Consider the following 18,847-nt stretch of genomic DNA (forward strand, 5'->3'; position numbering starts at 1 on the left):
AAGAAGCGAGAGAGAAGAGGCGAGGGGTTCAGGTCTCCCTATTGAGACCGTGAGCATCCTCGTTTCTTCTCTCTCGCTCTGCTGTTAGGCCATTGGCCGCCGCCGGCGGTTATCCCTGCTGTGCGCCTGCTGATCGCTGGTACTGATCTGGCTCTGGGCGCGCTGCCTGGGCCTAAGCCTAATAGATCAGCACGGGGGTGTACAGGCTCACAAAATTATAGAGCCAGGCGGCGTTATCGGTGGACATGTTGACACAGCCGTGCGAGCCCTGGCCGGCAAAGGGATCGCCAGTTGCGTCCTGGTGAGGGAAATTGGTTCCCGGGCCAAAGTCGGCGCGCCACCAGGCGTCGTGCAGAAAGTAGCCATTGCTATGGTACTGCATGGCGTAGTTGATCTTCGTATCGGGATACCAGTGGGGCGAACCTTTCGGTTCGCTTGACTTAAAGATCGTCGGATGCTGCTTGCTTTCAATCCACCAGGTACCTGGAGGCGTCGGCAGATCGGGCTGCCCGGTAGTTACCAGGAAGGCTTTGACCAGCTTGCCATGATCGTAGGCCCGCAGGGCCTGCTCGCTAAGTGAGACCACCACCACCCGCTTATCCATATAGCCATAGTGACGCAGCAGATCCAGATCGGTTTTATGAGGTTGGTTGTAGGGCGTCTTATCGCTAAAGTTGGCCTTCATTGCCTCGAAATTCGTCAACCACATCTGCAGGTCCTCGACCACCTGCTGGTAGCCTGCCAGACTCTGAGCCTGGCTCAGCTCTTCACCGAGCCAGAGGCTCCCGCCAATGCCCTGGGAGCCGTATTCATAGCCCAGTGGGTAGGTCTGATTATTGTAGGCATCGTGATAGGTATGCACTTTTCCCCAGGCGCTGACTTCCTGGGCCAGCTGCTGCTGGAGATGGGTGCTCTCAGCCTTCATCGCTGGAATTTGGATTGCGTTGATATGCTCCTTCAGGGTGGTCAATGCCCGGCTATAGGCGCTGGCTGTCTGGGCCTGTTGCAGAGCCTGCTGGTCGCTCTGGTACTGCTGCTGATAGGTTGTCACATCTCCACCACTTTGCTGCATCAGGTTAATCCACTGCTGGAAGGTCGCCAGCGCCATCTTCCCCTCATTTTGCTGCGTTGGAGAGATAGACGGTGTGGGCACGGTCCTGGGCCCACTCACCAGCGAGCTAGCGTTGTTTGAACCGCAGGCGCTCAACAGCAGCAGGCCGACCAGAGCCAACGCGACCGGCAGCAACCTCCCTGTCGGTTGCCTGTGAGACTGAGACTGGAGAGCATGGACCTGGATGGTTGCATGTTTCATGGCCCTTCCTCGTTTGTTCTGCATGCTGTTCGCTCTTCTTTCGTCCGTGAAAAGGGTGAGCAGTGGCCAGGGGTGCTGGCTAGAAAGGGTAGCCTGAAATGTCTTCCCAGGACTGTCCCTTCTCTACCCCCCTCATCATACTACGCCTATTGAGAAAAACGCAGAACGAGGCTGCTTCATTTCACCAACCTGATTCTTATCCCCTCCTGAAGGAAGAGGCGGGCTGGCTAGCTGGGGGAGACAGGCGCCCTATGAGGGCGAATCCCAAGGTGGGCAGGGAAGAAGAGGCAAGAGGGCGAACGCGACCATGCCTAGTACTTTCTTCTTGAGGATAGTACTTTTGACTAGACCACCGGGGTAGAATAGTACCGTTGGGCGGGGGAAAGGCGTGGGCTAACCTCACACAACTGATAGCCTGCGGGCCTTGTCTCCGCCGAGGGAGCTGGCCAGGGAGCGGAAGAACTTGAGTGAGAAGAAACATCAACGCTGTAGAGCCGGAAGGAGGAGGGGAGTCCTCTCACAGAGAGGACTGCCGTAAGCTGGATGGAGACAATACGTGTCCTGATTGTTGAAGAGCAGCCGTTGTTGCGCATTGGTATTCATGCTACGCTGGAGCGCATGGGCGACTGTGAGATCGTCGGCGAGACCACCGATCCTGCCGAGATCCTGACGATCGCTGGCGATGGCCGGCTCGATGTCGCCTTGATTGATACTGGCCTGACCGGCGCCGACCCTCTGGAGATCGCTCGTCAGATGCGACGGGTTGCGCCACAGGTCGCCATGATTATGCTGACGCCTGCCGAGAACGAAGAAGATCTCTTCCAGTCGATTAAGGTAGGCGCGGCGGCCTACTATACACGCGACATTGGCCTGGAGGAACTGAGGGAGGCGGTGCGCAAGGTCAGTCGCGGCGAGTATCTGATGAACGATGATGTGCTTGCCAGACCGCAGATTGCCTCGCGCGTCCTGGCCTCATTTCGGGCGCTCAGCGAGGAAGAGGAAGAGGTCGACAACGCTCAGAAGGAGCCGTCACCGCTTTCCAGCCGCGAGATCGAAATTCTTGATCATATTGCCCGCGGACGCAGCAACAAGGAGATCGCCAAAGTGCTCAAAATCAGCGATCAGACCGTCAAGAATCATATTACTTCAATCCTGAAGAAGCTGGCTGTGAATGATCGCACTGCGGCGGTTGTCTATGCGCTCAAGCATGGCTGGATTACTATCGAGAAAGAGCAGTGAATCCAGCTATGCCTGAGCGCTCTGAACAGGGCCAGCGCGGTGCCAGGTTGGATCTCAGCTCATAGCCCTCCCCTCGGGCGGCCCGGCGAGCGATGGAAGTTGATGATCATCTCGATAAGACCCCTACTCTCCTACCCGGCCCATTGACCGATGAGAAACTGGAGTACGGAGAAGGTCAGCAACCCTCCAGAGATCAGCAGGTAATGGAGGCGAAAGCTTTCACTTCTGCCAAGGCGCGCCAGAATCAGGAAGGCCGGAAAGAGAGCCAGAGCGTAGCGCGGCATTGACAGAGTGGGATAGCGCCCCACCGCTGGAACCAGCAGGAAGAAGATGAACGCTCCAACAGTGTAGAGGGTGTAGGTGGGAGCGAGAGGGCCGCGCAGGCGCCAGGGTCCTACAAAAAGGAGCACAACCAGGGCCAGCACCGCGGTCAGCAGCGTCAGGTCGATGACGCGATGGATGGTAATAAAATCGAGGTGACTGGAATCCTGAACAAGAGCAGCAATGGTGGCGCTAAAGGCAAGCCAGGGAGGTTGGAGACTGCGCTGCCAGACCGCTTCCGCGTGGGAAAAGGCCAGCGGATCGTGAAAGCGCAGCTCGCAGTAGCCAGCAAACAAAGCAAGGCCGCCAGGGACGCCAAGAATGCTCAGTACATCAAGGCGAACTTCACGCAGGCGAAAATGATGCTGACGCAGATACTCATAGATAAAGGGAATGAGTAGCGGGATGGCTGTGACGCGCGTTAGGCTGGCGAGGCTGCCCCAGAGCCCGGCCTGCCACCACTGCCCACGTCGTAAGGTATAGAAACAGAGAAGAGAAAGAAGCAAAAAGAGTGATTCGCTATAGGCTGCAGCCAGAAAAAAAGCCATAGGAAACGTTGCATAGTAGAGCACAGTGCGGCTGGCCGGCTCCTCACCGAAGTCCTCGGAGATCAGCCGGTATAACACCACCAGAACGCCGAAGCCAGAGAGGTTTGAGACGATCAGCGCCGCCAGTACAGGGTTATCTGCCAGATAATTGAGCAGGCGAATGAGGAGCGGATAGAGAGGGAAGAAGGCCGTACGCCACCAGTCGCTATAGCCATGCAGGGCGATGGCGATGAAATGGCCGGTGTCCCAGTGCCTCCAGCTGTTGATCATAGCTCGTAGGACGGGGCCGCTGGTGCTGCTGGTGTCTCCGGGAAAGAGGAAAGCGACATAGCTCAGGAGCAGATAGAGCAGGTGGGTAGCGCTATAGATCGGTAGGACCTGCTGGATGGCGATGAGCCAGGGAAAGCGGGCCGCCGTGCTCGCTGCCTCTACCTGTGTCTCGTTGGGGCCTGCGACAGCCTGGGCGGACTTTCCCTCCTGTTCGGGCACCCTGTTCTCTCCTGCTGTCGTGTCTGGTTGCTCTAACACAGAAGGAAGAGATGTGGGCAAAGCTTCTTGCTCCCCCCGCTGGTTAACAGGATGCCAATCAGACACGAGATGCATTTGCTCATCAGCTGCAGATTCAGGGACTGGTGAGAGCAGCAGGACAGCCTCATCTTTGGTCAGAGGCTGGCTTAGCTGCTCTCGTCTCGATCGACGAGAACGGAATGGATGAAGCGTGAGCATCCTCATTGATCATCGAACCCCAGGTATGTGAGTGCTCGTGAACTCAGTGCGCGGCTAACCTGTGAAGTTCCTCCCCCAATCAGGACAGGAGCGGCAGCCGCGTATCGCTCGGTGAAGAGAGCTGGACCCGCTCCCTCCCACGAAAATTGTTCAGCTCTGAGAGAGAAACGGTTGACTACGTGCCCCAATAACGCGCCAGCCCCCTTTAATCCCCTCTCTTCCCTCCTGGTAATATCCTCTAATATTTGCATGGGAGATTGTTATGCAATGGGGAGATATGCTATCATAGAAGAGCCGTCACGAAACAGCTCTTCCTCTCGGAATTGAGACGTAGATCAATCGATTCTTTTAATAAAGTGCTCTAATGATATTTCAGGAACACTATGGGAAGGGAGGACACTTGCAAACCTGGCAGGAACTGCTGAGTCAGCTTATCGAGGACATTCAGCTGGAGAGGAAACTTGCGCAAGAGATGGGGGTACAGCCAATTACGCTCCGGCGCTGGGCCCGGGGGGTGGTGCAACCGCGGGAGGATAACGTCCGGCGTTTGCTGAAGGCGGTGCCGCGTGAGATCCATCCTGAGTTGATGCGTCTGCTGGCCAAAGACTTCCCGAAGCTGCTGGAGCAGCCTGGGGAAAGCTCAGCTCCGACAGCGTTGCCAGCGCCACCCATCGGGGTTTACGTGCGGGCCCTCAACATCTATACGACAACGCCCCCTGCTCTCTATCCAGAAGCGCTCTATGATCTCCTGTTGCAGCAGATGCTCAGACAGCTTGATCCTGAGCAACAGGGGCTGGCTGTGACAGTCGCGCGCTGCATGCCGCCGGCCCCGGGGCAGAAAGTACGCAGCCTGCGCGAGATTGTTGGACGCGGCAATCCTCCCTGGCCGCGTGATCTCAGCCAGCAGACGATTTTTCTGGGAGCGGAGTCGCTGGCCGGAGCGGCTGTGACCCATTGCCGTCTGGTGACTATTCCTAGCCGTGACGAAGAGTATAGCCTCTTCCCCGCTCACTGGGTTGAGCATGAGCAGAGTGCGGTGGCCTGCCCTATTCTCTGGCAGACGCGCGTTGCCGGCTGTCTCATTGTCTCGAGCGCTTTCCCTCATGCTTTTGCTCAGACCCAGCAGTCCTTGATTGAGCGCTATGCCCAGCTGATGTCTCTCACCTTTCGCCCCGAGGCTTTCTACAGCCATAGCGATATCGAACTGCGCCTGATGCCTCTCTACACTGAGCAATTGCCGTATCTTCGCAATTTCAGGAGATATGTCAGCCGCAAAGTGGAAGAAGCTAATGCGGCGGGTCGCTCATTATCGCTGTCCGAAGCCCAAGAAGCTGCCTGGCGTGAGATAGAGGAGCAGCTTCTGGAACTACCTCTGCGCCAAGCAAAAGAGGACGGGGAAAGCCACTGAGACGCTGTAGAGTCTAGAAGCCACGAAGCATGCGCTCTGGCCTGGAGACTCTGTTTTCGCCATTCCAGAGCGCATGCTTCTGGAAGAAGATCGAAGAGAAGAGAGCGTCCAATCAGTTGGTGGTGTATGGCTCCGGCTCCACTTTACCACCAGCGGCGATAGTCGTTCTCGCGTGCATAAGGGTGGTAGGGATAGGAGGGGTAGCTAATAGTGGCTGGGGGCTTGAGCCAGGGGCGCAGGAGCAGCGTAATGACCAGGCCGGTCAGGAAGCCGCCAACGTGGGCCAGGTAAGCGACGCCACCCATGCCCTGTTGCACCTGGGCCAGCGAGGCCACGCCATCGAAGAGCTGCAGCAGGAACCAGAGGCCAATGAGCGCAATCGCTGGCAGTGTCACGATGGTGAAGAAAAAGAAGATGAAGATGACGGTACGCACGCCGGCCAGGGGGAAAAGCACCAGGTAGGCTGCCAGCACGCCGGCGATGGCGCCGCTGGCCCCAATGCTAGGCACCGTGGAGTCGGGAAAGGCCACGGCCTGGGCGAGGCCGGCTACGATGCCGCACAACAGATAGAAGCAGAGATAGGGGAAGTGCCCCAGACGGTCTTCCACATTATCGCCGAAGACATAGAGAAAGAGCATATTGCCGCCGATGTGCAGCCAGCCGGCGTGCAGAAACTGAGAAGTAATCAATGTAAAGTAGACCGGCTCAGGGGTCTGGAAAGCAAGATGAGCCTGCACAAGCGCTGTCTGAGGGATTCCATGTAATAAGGCGGCGGGCACGACTCCATAGGCGAAAATCAGCTCATCTGCGCGATCCCCCAGGGAAAGCTCATAAAGAAAAATCAGTACATTGACCAGGATCAGGCCCCATGTCATCCAGGGCACATGTCGGCGTGGTCCTGGGAAGTCCTGGAAAGGTATCACCTGCAGCCTCCTCCTTTAGCCTGTAGGTTGCTATGCTCCAATACGATTCAGGTACCGCCCGAGCTTCAGGCAACGTCTGTCTGTCTGTCTGTCTGTCTGTCTGAGCGACCGCATGCGCAGACGGGGAGATGCTGGACAATGAGCCGAACGGCCACCTCGGACCAAACTCTCCGGGCGTGATCCGGCCTTGTTCAGTGCCGCCCTATCCTCCGCTGCTCTTTGGTCTGCCTTTGCTGCTGTGCGCTGAGCGGCTTAGCCGGCAACCGGCCAGCGGCGCAGCACCTCCAGTGTATCCTCTACCAGTTGCTCCAGTGGTGCAAGCGGCACATATTCTGCGGGAGAATGCTCATTCACCACGCCGGTGGAAATGGTAAAGACGCGCACGCGCGGGCGTAGAGCGCTTGCATCGCTTCCGATGAAGGTGGGGCGCAGCTGGAGCTGTTCGCCACGATCGGCAAGCACCTGACGGTAGAGGGTCAGTAGCGGCTCCTGTTCATCAACAAGGTAGGAACCACAATGAGGAACAAAGTGTACCGCTGCCTGCCCGCCGGCCTGATGGGCAGCCTCTGCAAAGGCTGTGCGCAAGCGTTCACGATAGCGCTCTATCTGCTCACTTCCCTCGAAGCTACGCAGCTCCCCCTGGAGCAGCACGTGAGCAGGGACGGCATTGCGAGCGCTACCGCCCTCGATACGTCCGATCAAAATCCGCGTTTGATCATTGGCGAGCGAGCCGTGGGGGTAGGTTGCCTGGCGGAAAATCTCCAGAGCGTTCACGGTCTGGCTGAGATCTTTGCCGGGGTGGCCGGTGCAGCCGGTAATCTCGACATCGAAGGCTTCATAGTGGGCGCCGCGCGAGACAACGACGCCTGCCTCAAAAGCGTTGTCGAAGACGATGCCATCGCTTACCTGCCAGGGGGCTGGATCGAAAGCGCGAGCGCCCTGCAGACCGCTCTCCTCCTGAACGGTGAAGAGGGCGACGATGGGTGGGTGGGGAAGTGAGCGCTCCTGGAGGCGCCTGAGCGTTTCCAGAATGATGGCCAAGCCAGCGGCGTCATCGGCTCCGAGATTAGAGCTGCCGTCGCTGTAGAGGACGCCGTTTCGCAGAATGGGACGCTGCCCCCGCCCCGGAGGAACACGGTCCATATGAGCATTCAAGAGCACGGGGCGCCCCTGGCCGGGCAGCAGAGCGATCAGGTTGCCTGCGGCATCAACGCTGGTCATTAACCCCTGGGCCTGCAGAGTAGTCTCAAGGTACTGGCGGACGTGCTCCTCATGCCCTGATGTCGAGGGCAAGGCTATCAGATCGAGCAAGCTGGCGTAAAGACGGTCTGTGCTCATCACAGCGGTACTCTTTCTTTTCCTTCTCCCTGAATTCCGGTTCCCAGGGCTTCTTTTCTCCATTATAGCGGGATTATGGCAGTGAAGAAAAGGTGGTAGTGGCTCCTGTTGCCGGCTCAGTCAAGCGGATCTCGTTGATCTCCCCCAGAAACGCGCTTTGGGAGGGGCCTATTTGCCATCTTCTATTGGTTCAGTTATAATGCCCGATGATAGAAAACGGTCGCTCCATCTCATTTTGCATGAAGCGGGTAGACAGAGGAGCAGTGCGGGAGGAGGGCCTCCTCTATTCAAGGAAGGGGATAAAGATGCCATCCTGGCTGCGGCTGTCTACCTGTGGAGGGAGCACAGCGTATCATGCTGTGCGCTCGTTCAAGCCGTGCTAGCTCTAGCTAGAAGGGGATCTGTGCATGACTCCTGGTGCTGCTGACCTCATAGGGAGACCAACCGAGCTATTTTACTGGATACGTGGTGAGATGGTGGTCGTGGTGCAACTGCCCAGAAGGCCGGCTGAAGATGCCTTGGAATTGCTGGCTGAGCAAGTACGGAGCCAGCTCAATGCTCTTCTGGCACCCCATCATCTTGTGCTAGAACCGTATGGGAGCGGAGGGCGCTGGCAGGAGGAGGCGAGTCCCCCCCGGCCTCCGATTCGCCAGCGAGCTTTTCTCTTTGGCTATCACCGCCAGCAGCCGCTGGTGGCGATTTTCTATCAGGTGCGCCATTTAGAACAAGCGCTGATTGATCCCATGCCTCTCGCGCTTGCATATCTGCAGGTGCATCTTGAAGAACTGGCTGAGCGAGGTATCCGCCTTGTCTCTATTATGCCCAATTGGCTGGTCACTGCGGCCCCTTTTTATTACAGCGTTGGCGGCCCTGCTCTCCCGCCCCGACCAGCTCCGCGGCTAGAGCTGCCAGCCATCGGGGCCAGTGAGCCACCGCTTGGCTGGCATATTTCCTTTCTTGATCAGGGACTCTTGCTTGATCCCGAGGGAGCGGGCAATGTCCTCGTGGCTGTTCTTGACACTGCGGTCGAGGCCGAGCGCCTCTTACTGGCTGCGGAGCGGCCTGAGTTTCGGCGGCACTGGCTGCTCCAGCGTCTGGCTGCCGACTTGCGCAATGGCGGCGGATTATTCCAAATCGAATATGATCGCTATCCGCTTTGGGAGGCGGTGCGCACTGGGCGTGACCGCTATGGCGAGGCTTTCTACTATCCTATGCCTGACCACGGCCTCTTTGTGGCTGGCCTGATTCGAGATATTGCTCCCCAGGCGCGCATTCGGCTGATTCGCGTTCTCAATGACTATGGCGGCGGTGATCTCTATGGACTATTTGCGGCCCTGACTGGTTTGGAGAAAGAGCTATTCACCGGGGCTATTCGGCGTCTGGTTGTCAATTTGAGTTTGACCACCTTGCCCGATGTTCGCCGTTTGCCTTATGTCTGGTTCGATGATCGTCGTTGGCCAAGTCGGGGGCTAGCCAGTGCGATGAGTGTCCTGGCTCTGCTAGAGGATGGGTTGCGCCTTCTGTTTGACAGTCTTTATGCCCAGGGGGCCTTGCTCGTTGCGGCTGCAGGAAACGATTCGTGGTCGGAGACTCGCCAGGGGAAGCGGCGGAGGCCGCCGCGAGCCCCGGCCCGCTATGCGACGGTGGTCAGTGTGACCTCGGTCAACAGCCGCTTCGAGCCATCCCAATTTGCCAATGCCGCTGCGATGCCGCCGGTGAACGGCGGCGTGGCTACTTTCGGGGGGGATGTTGAGGGGGTGAGAGATAGTAACGATCTGCCCGATGCTGTCAGGGGGGTCTATATTTCACCAGCTTTCCCCACCGGTGAACCGAACGCCACTGGCTGGGCAGATTGGTCAGGCTCCTCGTTTGCCACGCCTATTGTCAGTGGCCTTGCGGCCCATCTACTCGCTCAGGGCTGGTCTGCAGCCAATACCATGCTGCGGATGACTTCCACTGGCGAGTGGCATGGTGGTCTGCTCTATGGTTCCCCGCCGGAGGTGCCGGCGTTGCTGGCTAATCTGATCCGGGCCCGGCAACGCTTTGGTCTCTAGCGCTGGCTGGTTTGCTCTGGCTGACTGGCGGGGTTGTGTGGGAACTGACCTTCTCTGCTCCCGGCCCTGGCTGGCTCAGAGCGTGGGACTGGTGCCTTTTCCCTTGACGCTGTAGACCTCGTGGGATATAATAAGAGGCAACTAGGTGCTTGAAGTGTCTTCATAGAAGGCCTGACACGTGTCTGTTGGATGCGTGGGGCCTGTCTTGGTGGGCTTGAGGTGTGCAAGCAGGTTCTACTTTTGGGAGAGAGATACTTATGATCGAGCAGACGCAGCAGCAAAAGAGCGAAAGCGGCGTGGTAACGCTGACTCCCCTGGCAGTGGAGAAGATCCGCGAGCTTCTGCAGCAGGAGAACGATCCCAGTCTGGGCTTGCGTATCTTCGTCGCCAGCGGCGGCTGTTCCGGCCTCCAGTATGGTATGACGCTGGATGAGGAGCAGGAAGGCGATATGGTCATTTCCCAGGGCGATTTCAAGGTCCTCATCGATGAGATGAGCCTGGACTACGTCAACGGCAGTGAGATCGACTACGTTGATAGCCTGATGGGCGCCGGCTTCACGGTGAATAATCCAAATGCTGTGACGACCTGCAGCTGTGGCCACTCCTTTAGAACGGCCAGCGGCGGCGGCGAGCCGCGTGGCTGCGCTTGCAGTCGCTAACCTCGCTCGCTCCTAGCGCTACCTCGTTGAATAACGCTAGTGTAGCGCTTTCTTTTTTCTCTTTCGCTTGGCAAGATAAAGCCGATGCGATTGTGAACTCAGGGGCCTCTCTCAACGTATGTTGTAGTGAGGCCCCTTCATGCTTGTTTGTCAGCCTCAACGGACAAGCGAGCCTGAGCCTGGCTCTCCTGGTTGTATCGGTTGGTCAATGATCGGAAAGGCTTCTGCTGCAAAAGAGGAGTGTGCATGAGCAGACGTTTCGCCTATCGTCCACGCTACTTCTCTCTTTCTCACCGCCAGATTCGTACTCTCCCCAAACATCAACGCGCTTTCTTCCCTCGCCAAAGCCCTGCTCGGCAGCAGCCCCTGCGCTCTTCGCTGGGGCGTGGCCCTCTTCCCCAGCCTCATCTGCCTTTCGTTCCCTTTGTGCACTCGCTGGCTCTGCCCCAGCTTCCCCCTCTCTGGTGGAGGGCGGTGCAGCCTGCTTCGCAGCCGCTTCTTCCCAAGAAAAAAGGTTGAGGCTTGCGCATGGGCCACCTCTGCGCAGACCCCAACCGTGATCCCAGATCTTTTCTCCCAGACACTGACTGCGGAGCTTGCTAGCTGGATCGCCGGCTGGCGTCCCAATCCAGCCTGCCCCAGGCAGATCTCTGGGTTCTGTCTACGCCACCTCTAGTATGGCCTGACACCTCCATTATAGTAATTCCTCGAAAGCTCTGCAAGAAGGTAGGACTCATGGAGTGGCTTGCTTCCCTCAGGAGAAGTGGCTACTCTAAAGGATACCTATTGTCTGGGTACTGTAGTCAGGTGCAATTATCTCGATCTCATTCACCACGTGCCGTTGTTCTGTCTAGTGGATGATTGTCTTGCTCTTCTACAGCATCCAGGCGACGCTTGAGCTCCGCGGCAAAGACCGCGAGGTAGGTCGTGCGACTGGTAATGTGTGTGCCAGGCAGCTCCTGACTGTCGATGCGCCCCCGGCCTTCCTGCTGATGGCGCTGGGCGAAGGCGAGCCAGGGCTTGCGGCGCCAGCGCTCTTCTTCGGCGGCCCAGAAAAAGGTAATGTCCCCATGATAAGGGCCTGAGCGGTAGCGTGTGAGTATCCAGCTACACGTGCTTGTCCAGTGCTGGCGGCCCTCATTGGGTAGAGGGGGGTCATTCTCTCGTGGGCCTTTCCGCCAGCGGGCGAGCCGATAGCGCCAGAGACTGTAGCGGTACCGCCAGCGGCGGAAGTACTCCAGCTGTTGCTGCTCGTTGTGCTGCAGAAGAGTGCCCAGCACTCTGATGAAGGAGCAGGCCAAGCGGGCGCGGCTCCATCCTCGCTCGGGGGCGGTGGGATCAATGAGCACGAGTAGCTCGACCTTTTCTCCCATCGCTTGTAGCTGACGTGCCATTTCATAGGCTACCAGACCGCCATTGCACCAACCGGCCAGCCGATAAGGCCCGCTGGGTTGAATCCGGCGGATCGCCTCAATATGTGCGGCGGCCATCTCTTCAAAGCTCGGTGGTGGGGCCCCCCGGGGAAAGCGGTAGGGTTCAACGGCGTAGAATGGCTGGTCTTCTCCCAGCTGCTTTGCCAGCTCGATGCAGTAGAAGGCTCCACCGGTCCAGTCACCGTGAAGATAGAAAAGCGGTCGCTTCTTTCCCTGACGTTGCACGGCAATGATGGGGGCGCGTGAATGTTCCTCAGATGGGCCCTCTTCGATGGCTTGGGCCAGCCTCTCTATGGTCGGCTCTTGGAAGAAGAGGGAGAGTGGCAGTTGCTTGCCGAGCTGTTGCTCGATACGGGCGAAGAGGCGGGCGGCAAGCAAGGAATGGCCCCCGATCTCGAAGAAGTTGTCGCGCGTACCGATTGGCCGAACGTTGAGCAGCTCTTCCCAAATCTGCGCGAGTTGCCGCTCTAGCAGAGTCTGCGGGGTTGTCTGCTTCTCTTGCTCGCTCTCATTCGCGGGAGCTGGTAGCGAGGCAAGGGCCTGGCGGTCGATCTTGCCGGTAGAGGTGTGAGGGAGAGAGTCCAGGACGACGAAGGAGGCGGGGACCATATAGGCGGGCAGCCGCTCGGAGAGGAAGGAGCGCAGGGAGCTGGGAGTAGGCTGAGCGCCGGGGCGAGCGGAGACGAAGGCGACGAGGCGGGCGGAAGAAGGATCGTGAGGGGAAGGCTGGAGGAGGAGGACGGCGGCCTCTTGCAGGGCGGGATGAGCCGAGAGGAAGGCCTCGATTTCGCCGAGTTCGATGCGGAAGCCGCGGAGCTTGACCTGATGGTCGAGGCGGCCCAGGAAGAGGAGGGAGCCATTGGGGAGCCAGCGGACGAGGTCGCCGGTGCGGTAGAGGCGAGCGTGAGGGTCAGAGGAGAAGGGATCGGGCAGGAAGCGAGAGGCAGAGAGGGAGGGCTGGCGGAAGTAGCCGGGAGAGACGGAGGGGCCACCGATGAAGAGTTCGCCGGGGACGCCGATGGGGACGGGTTGGAGGGAGGGATCGAGGACGTAGAGGCGGCAGTGGGGGAGAGGGCGCCCGATGGGGGAGGAAGGGAAGGGGTCGGAAGGGGAGCAGAGATGGACGGAGGCCCAGACGGTTGCTTCGGAGGGGCCGTATTCATTGAAGAGGGGGGTGTGAGGGAGGAGGGCGTAGTGCTCGCGGACGAGGGCCTGTGGGCAGGCTTCACCCCCGATGATGACACAGCGCAGGGAGGCAAGCCGAGAGGGAGCCAGATCTTCCAGAAGCTGGCGGTAGAGAGAGGGCACGACGAGCAGGTGTGAAGCCTGGACCTGCTCTAAGAGAGCAGGTAGTTTGCTGAGATTTCTCTTCTGCTCTTCGGTCAGCAGTATCACCTTACCTCCTTCGCACAATGTCCAGAAGACGCCTGCCAGGGCGCTATCGAAGGTGAAGGAGAGCAGGGGCACATGAACCCCAGGCGGAAGCGACTTGTAATACTCCAGGCGTGAGGCGAGCGAGGCCATGAGGTTAGCGTGAGAGATGGTCACGGCCTTGGGGGAGCCGGTGGAGCCGGAAGTGAAGATGAGGTAGGCGAGCTGGTCAGGGGAGCCGGACCAGGGGAGATTCTCGCCTGGGAGAGAGGCGAGCTGTGCCTGTGTCTCTGCGGTATCCAGGCAGAGCACCAGGCAAGGAGTGGTCAGAGGTGGCAAGGAGGTTGCCAGGGACCGGGTTGTCAGCAAAAGAGAAGGTTGCAGCTCATCTAAAAGCGCCTGTAAACGCGCTGGGGGAGCCGTAGGGTCCAGAGGTACAAAGCAGCCGCCAGCTTTGAGGACGGCGAGCAGTCCCACGAAGAAGCTGGGCGAAGCGGGCAGGAGGAGCGGAACAGGTGCATTGACGGCGAGGCCGAGGGAGAGCAGGAGGCGAGCGAGCTGGTTGGCCTGGCAGTTGAGGGTCTGGTAGGAGAGGGAGGAGCCGGAGGCCGGTTCCAGCAAGGCGCAGGAGGAGGGGGAGCGGAGAGCCTGAGCTTCGAAGAGGAGATGGATGGTCGGAACGGGGGAGGGAGGCAGGGGCTGAGGAGAGGAGCAGAAGGAGGAGAGAAGGAGCAGGCGCTCCTGGTCGTCGAGGAGAGGGAGAGAGGCCAGAGAGCGGGCGGGATCGGAGACGAGGGAGGAGAGCAAGGTCTGCCAGTGGCGGGCGAGACGCGCAATGGTCTCCTCCTCGAATAGTTCCTGACTGTACTCAAAACAACCGGTTAGAGTTCCGTCGGCGCGCTCCTCCAGGCTCAGAGTCAAGTCGAATCTGCTCGTTCCGTTATCGATGGCCAACTCTTGAATCTGCCACACGTCACTGGTCAGCCTGCGATAAGAGTTCATGGCCATCGCTACCTGAAACAAGGGATTGCCTGTAGCGGACCGTTGTGGGAGCAGATGGCTGATCAGCAGAGGAAGTGGAAGGTCATCATGTGCCAGGGTTTGGGCCAGAGCCTGGCGGGTTCTCTGGATAAGCTCGTGTCCGCTCAGATGATCAGGATCAGTGATGCAGCTGCGCAGCGGAACAGCGTTGAGAAAATAGCCAGGGATCTCCTCAAACTCTGGCCTCTTGTGACGATTCGTGCTGAATGTTCCGATGACAAAGTCCTCCTGTTGGCTATAGCGGTAGAGGAGAATCTGAAAGGCGGCCAGCAGTACCGTATAGAGGCTGACCCCCTCCTGGCGAGCCAGCTGTTGTAAATCCGAAGCGAGCTCGGGAGATACTGAGAAGTAGTAGCAGCCGCCCTGGTGGTAGAAGGTTGGCGGGCGCGGGTGGTCTGCTGGCAGCGCGAGCGTGGTCGGCGCGTTTTGCAGATACTCTTGCCAGAAGGCAAAAAGCTGCTCCAGGCGTTCAGGGGTCAGGTGAGCCTGCTCCCAGAGGACATAGTCGACATACTGACAGCTGGGGGCGGGCAGATCAGGCTGCTGGCCCTGGCTGTAGGCCTTATAGAGCTGCTCAAGCTCGGTCGGCAAGACTGTGTAGAGCGTCTGCGCGTCGGCGATGATGTGGTGAATAACCAGGCAAAGCCAATGGAGTTGAGGAGAGAAGCGTAGCAGGAAGGCGCGCAGCAAGGGAGCCTGAGAGAGCACGAACGGGAGGCGTGCTTGTTGCTCGACCAGGGAACGAGCGGCGGTGAATTGCTCGGGAGCGGGCAGGGACGAGAGGTCGGTCACAGGGAGAGAGAGCGCAGGACAAGCTTGCACTACCTGCACCGGGGCCTCGTCCAAAGAAGGGAAAGATGAGCGCCAGAGATGATGGCGGTGTAAAAAGGTCTCAAGGCTCTGCTGAAGAGCCTCCTCATTCAGGTCTCCTGCAATGCGGATGACCAGCGGAACTGTATACAAGGGGCTCTCTTTGAACAGCTGGCAAAGGAACCAGAGCTGTTGCTGGCCATAGGAGAGCGGGGCCGGCTGCTCTGGATTGTGGTGAGGCAGTGCGGGCAACGTTGCGGGATCAGCCTGTGTCTTCTCCAGGTGTTCCTCTGCGGCTCCTCCTTTTGAATGGCGTAGTTCTTCCTCGATCACCTTGGCCAACTCTGCAATCGTTGGATGTCTGAAAAGCGTGCTCAGGTTCAGCCGAACGCCGTAGCGTTGCTCAATACGTGCAAAGAGCTGGGCGGCAAGCAGGGAATGGCCACCCAAAGAGAAAAAGTTGTCTTGGAGACCGGGCGAGCGGACCTGAAGCAACTCTCCCCAAAGTTGGGCTATGGTTGCCTCTATTGGGTTGCTGGCTGCTTGCATCTTTTCGCTCTCTGCCTCGCTTGTCTCTGGCGGAAGCAGGGAAGCTAGTGAGAGGCGGTCGATCTTGCCGGTAGAGGTGTGAGGGAGAGAGTCCAGGATGACGAAGGAGGCGGGGACCATATAGGCGGGCAGCCGCTCGGAGAGGAAGGAGCGCAGGGAGCTAGGAGTAGGCTGAGCGCCGGGGCGAGCGGAGACGAAGGCGACGAGGCGGGCGGAAGAAGGATCGTGAGGGGAAGGCTGGAGGAGGAGGACGGCGGCCTCTTGCAGGGCGGGATGAGCCGAGAGGAAGGCCTCGATTTCGCCGAGTTCGATGCGGAAGCCGCGGAGCTTGACCTGATGGTCGAGGCGGCCCAGGAAGAGGAGGGAGCCATTGGGGAGCCAGCGGACGAGGTCGCCGGTGCGGTAGAGGCGAGCGTGAGGGTCAGAGGAGAAGGGGTCGGGCAGGAAGCGAGAGGCGGAGAGGGAGGGCTGGCGGAAGTAGCCGGGAGAGACGGAGGGGCCACCGATGAAGAGTTCGCCGGGGACGCCGATGGGGACGGGTTGGAGGGAGGGATCGAGGACGTAGAGGCGGCAGTGGGGGAGAGGGCGCCCGATGGGGGAGGAAGGGAAGGGGTCGGAAGGGGAGCAGAGATGGACGGAGGCCCAGACGGTTGCTTCGGAGGGGCCGTATTCATTGAAGAGGGGGGTGTGAGGGAGGAGGGCGTAGTGCTCGCGGACGAGGGCCTGTGGGCAGGCTTCGCCGGCGACGATGCAGCAGCGCAGGGAGGCGAGCTGAGCGGGGGAGGAGTGGGTGAGGAGGAAGCGGTAGAGGGAAGGGACGGCGAGCAGGTGAGAGATGTGGGTCTGAGCGAGCAGAGAGGGGAGGAGGGAGAGATGGTCGGAGAGGGGGGAAGGAGGCAGCACGAGGGTAGCGCCGGAGGAGAGGGACCAGAAGATGCCGGCGACGGAGCTATCGAAGGAGCAGGGGGAGAGGAGGAGGAAGCGGGAAGGGGGGAGGTGGTGGTAGAAGAGGAGGCGGGAGAGGGTGGAGGCGAGCAGGTTGGCGTGAGAGATAGAAACGGCCTTGGGGGAGCCGGTGGAGCCGGAAGTGAAGATGAGGTAGGCGAGCTGGTCAGGGGAGCCGGACCAGGGGAGGTTGTCGGAAGGCAGGGCGGCGAGCTGCGCCTGAGTGCTGGGGGCGTCGAGGGAGAGGAGGGTGGTGCCGGTGGGGAGAGAGGGAAGAGAGGAGGCAAGGGACTGGCAGGTAAGCAGGAAGGAGGGCTGGACCTGGGAGAGGAGGGAGGTCAGGCGGGCTGGGGGAGTGGAGGGATCGAGGGGGAGATAGAAGGAGCCGGCCTTGAGGACGGCGAGGAGGGAGACGAAGAAGGAAGGAGAAGGAGGGAGCAGGAGGGCGACAGGGGAGGAGGAAGAGAGGCCGAGGGAGAGCAGGAGGCGAGCGAGCTGGTTGGCCTGGCAGTTGAGGGTCTGGTAGGAGAGGGAGGAGCCGGAGGCCGGTTCCAGCAAGGCGCAGGAGGAGGGGGAGCGGAGGGCCTGGGCTTCGAAGAGGAGATGGATGGCGGGAACGGGGGAGGGAGGCAGGGGCTGAGGAGAGGAGCAGAAGGAGGAGAGAAGGAGCAGGCGCTCCTGGTCGTCGAGGAGAGGGAGAGAGGCCAGAGAGCGGGCGGGATCGGAGACGAGAGAGGAGAGCAAGGTCTGCCAGTGGCGGGCGAGACGCGCAATGGTCTCCTCCTCGAACAAATCGCTGCTATATTCAAAGCTGCCGGACAGAGAGCCGTCGGACAACTCTTCCAGAATCAGTGAGAGATCAAAGCGGCTACTTCTGCTGGACAGCGCACTCTCTTGGACGCGCCAACCCTCTGGCAGCGAGGCAGGCGCTGGGGCCAGTGAAATGGCGACCTGAAACAGTGGATTCTGAGAGAGGTCACGCTCGGGGAGAAGTTGCTGAACCAGGTAGTGGAATGGCATATCGCCGTGGGCCAGCACCTCTGTCAGATCGTGCCACGTCTGTTTCACCAACTCGTGACCACTTAGCGTATTGTTCAATTGGCTCCGCAGCACGAGCGTATTGAGAAAATACCCTGGGATGGACTCAAACTCGGGGCGATGATGGCGATCGCTTGAGAAAATGCCAATCAGAAAGTCCTCCTGGTAGCTATAGCGATAGAGCAAGATCTGGAACGCTGCCACCAGGACGGTATAAAGACTGGCACCCTCCTCCTGGGCGAGGTGACGCGCCTGTTCCATGACATCTTTAGCAATAGTGAAATGATAGATGCCTCCCTGGAAGCTCTGCTGAGCTGGGCGTGGGCGATCAGTTGGTAAACTGATAGTAGTAGGAGCGCCCTCTAAATAGCGTTTCCAGAAAGCGGTCAACTGTTGGAGCCGCTCGCTAGAGAGATGGGCTTGTTGCCAGAGCGTGTAGTCTGCGTACTGATAAGGGGCCGGCTCGATGCTTGAAGAAGGCTGCTGACAAAAGCGCTGATAGAAGTGGGAGAGTTCAGGGAGCAAGATACGCTGGACAGTGTGCCCATCGCAGATAATGTGGTGAACGATCAGAACAAGCCAGTGCTGCTGTGGAGAAAAACGGAGCAGAGAGGCGCGCAGCAAGGGAGCCTGAGAGAGCACGAACGGGAGGCGTGCTTGTTGCTCGACCAGGGAACGAGCGGCGGTGAATTGCTCGGGAGCGGGCAGGGACGAGAGGTCGGTCACAGGGAGAGAGAGCGCAGGACAAGCTTGCACTACCTGCACAGGAGAGCCATCGATCATGGAGAAAGAGGAGCGCCAGAGTTGGTGACGCTCCAGAAATGCCTGCAGGCTCTGCTCGAGGGCAGCCTCATCCAGAGTTCCAGAAATTTCGATGACAATAGGTGTATTGTAGACAGGAGAATCAGGCTGTAGCTGAGAAAGGAACCAGAGCTGTTGCTGGCCATAGGAGAGCGGAGCTGGTTGCTCTGGATTGTGGCGTGGTAACGGCGGCAGCAGTGTCCTTGCAGCCTGCTGTGTCACATTCCCTTCACGCAGCTTCTCAAGTAGCGCACGTCTCTTGGCTGAAAGATCTCTCTGTGATGCCATATCTACTGCACCTGCTTCCTAGCTTTGGTCAAGTAAACTTTCT

General features: G+C 59.2%; 10 protein-coding genes. 5 read left to right on the forward strand and 5 right to left on the reverse strand.

The features are described 5' to 3' along the window. Nucleotides 1-178: 178 nt before the first annotated feature. Nucleotides 179-1,312: a L,D-transpeptidase gene (locus tag N688_RS07495; protein WP_052888701.1), complete on the reverse strand. Its 1,134-nt coding sequence runs from the start codon at nt 1,310-1,312 to the stop codon at nt 179-181. Nucleotides 1,313-1,855: 543 nt separating this feature from the next. On the opposite strand from N688_RS07495, the gene N688_RS07500 reads away from it, so the two are divergent. Next, the gene (locus N688_RS07500; protein ID WP_052888702.1) at nt 1,856-2,551 is read left to right on the forward strand and encodes a LuxR C-terminal-related transcriptional regulator; all 696 of its coding nucleotides are present in this window, start codon (nt 1,856-1,858) and stop codon (nt 2,549-2,551) included. A gap of 131 nt (nt 2,552-2,682) precedes the next feature. Here N688_RS07500 and N688_RS07505 read toward each other — a convergent pair whose 3' ends face one another. After that, nucleotides 2,683-3,909 (reverse strand): mannosyltransferase family protein, encoded by a 1,227-nt coding sequence (locus N688_RS07505; protein ID WP_052888703.1) that lies wholly within the window; start codon nt 3,907-3,909, stop codon nt 2,683-2,685. Between the two features lie 637 nt (nt 3,910-4,546). On the opposite strand from N688_RS07505, the gene N688_RS07510 reads away from it, so the two are divergent. Beyond that, a complete protein-coding gene (locus N688_RS07510) occupies nt 4,547-5,554 on the forward strand; it encodes a GAF domain-containing protein (RefSeq protein WP_052888704.1) in 1,008 nt (335 codons plus the stop codon). A 143-nt stretch (nt 5,555-5,697) separates the two neighbouring features. Here N688_RS07510 and N688_RS07515 read toward each other — a convergent pair whose 3' ends face one another. Further along, the gene (locus N688_RS07515; RefSeq protein WP_081838624.1) at nt 5,698-6,477 is read right to left on the reverse strand and encodes a rhomboid family intramembrane serine protease; all 780 of its coding nucleotides are present in this window, start codon (nt 6,475-6,477) and stop codon (nt 5,698-5,700) included. Between the two features lie 252 nt (nt 6,478-6,729). After that, nucleotides 6,730-7,815 (reverse strand): M20/M25/M40 family metallo-hydrolase, encoded by a 1,086-nt coding sequence (locus N688_RS07520; protein ID WP_052888705.1) that lies wholly within the window; start codon nt 7,813-7,815, stop codon nt 6,730-6,732. Between the two features lie 407 nt (nt 7,816-8,222). On the opposite strand from N688_RS07520, the gene N688_RS07525 reads away from it, so the two are divergent. The 3 genes from N688_RS07525 to N688_RS07535 all read left to right on the forward strand — a co-directional run bounded on the left by N688_RS07525 (nt 8,223) and on the right by N688_RS07535 (nt 11,047). Continuing rightward, nucleotides 8,223-9,869: a S8/S53 family peptidase gene (locus tag N688_RS07525; RefSeq protein WP_081838626.1), complete on the forward strand. Its 1,647-nt coding sequence runs from the start codon at nt 8,223-8,225 to the stop codon at nt 9,867-9,869. A 257-nt stretch (nt 9,870-10,126) separates the two neighbouring features. Further along, entirely contained in the window at nt 10,127-10,528 is a 402-nt protein-coding gene (gene erpA, locus N688_RS07530; protein WP_052888707.1) for an iron-sulfur cluster insertion protein ErpA, read from the forward strand. A gap of 246 nt (nt 10,529-10,774) precedes the next feature. Next, complete coding sequence (locus N688_RS07535) at nt 10,775-11,047, forward strand: hypothetical protein (protein WP_052888708.1); 273 nt, start codon at nt 10,775-10,777, stop codon at nt 11,045-11,047. Between the two features lie 305 nt (nt 11,048-11,352). On the opposite strand, the gene N688_RS23745 is transcribed toward N688_RS07535, so the two are convergent. Next, nucleotides 11,353-18,804 carry a non-ribosomal peptide synthetase gene (locus N688_RS23745; RefSeq protein WP_052888709.1) on the reverse strand — a complete coding sequence of 2,484 codons (7,452 nt, stop codon included), beginning with the start codon at nt 18,802-18,804 and terminating at the stop codon, nt 11,353-11,355. Between the last annotated feature and the right edge of the window lie 43 nt (nt 18,805-18,847).

Source organism: Thermogemmatispora carboxidivorans (assembly GCF_000702505.1).
Lineage (GTDB): Bacteria > Chloroflexota > Ktedonobacteria > Ktedonobacterales > Ktedonobacteraceae > Thermogemmatispora > Thermogemmatispora carboxidivorans.

Coding starts and splice junctions, on each gene's coding strand:
- N688_RS07520 (WP_052888705.1), bottom strand. CDS start 7,815: ATGAGCACAGACCGTCTTTACGCCAGCTTGCTCGATCTGATAGCCTTG.
- erpA (WP_052888707.1), top strand. CDS start 10,127: ATGATCGAGCAGACGCAGCAGCAAAAGAGCGAAAGCGGCGTGGTAACG.
- N688_RS23745 (WP_052888709.1), bottom strand. CDS start 18,804: ATGGCATCACAGAGAGATCTTTCAGCCAAGAGACGTGCGCTACTTGAG.
- N688_RS07495 (WP_052888701.1), bottom strand. CDS start 1,312: ATGAAACATGCAACCATCCAGGTCCATGCTCTCCAGTCTCAGTCTCAC.
- N688_RS07500 (WP_052888702.1), top strand. CDS start 1,856: ATGGAGACAATACGTGTCCTGATTGTTGAAGAGCAGCCGTTGTTGCGC.
- N688_RS07525 (WP_081838626.1), top strand. CDS start 8,223: ATGACTCCTGGTGCTGCTGACCTCATAGGGAGACCAACCGAGCTATTT.
- N688_RS07535 (WP_052888708.1), top strand. CDS start 10,775: ATGAGCAGACGTTTCGCCTATCGTCCACGCTACTTCTCTCTTTCTCAC.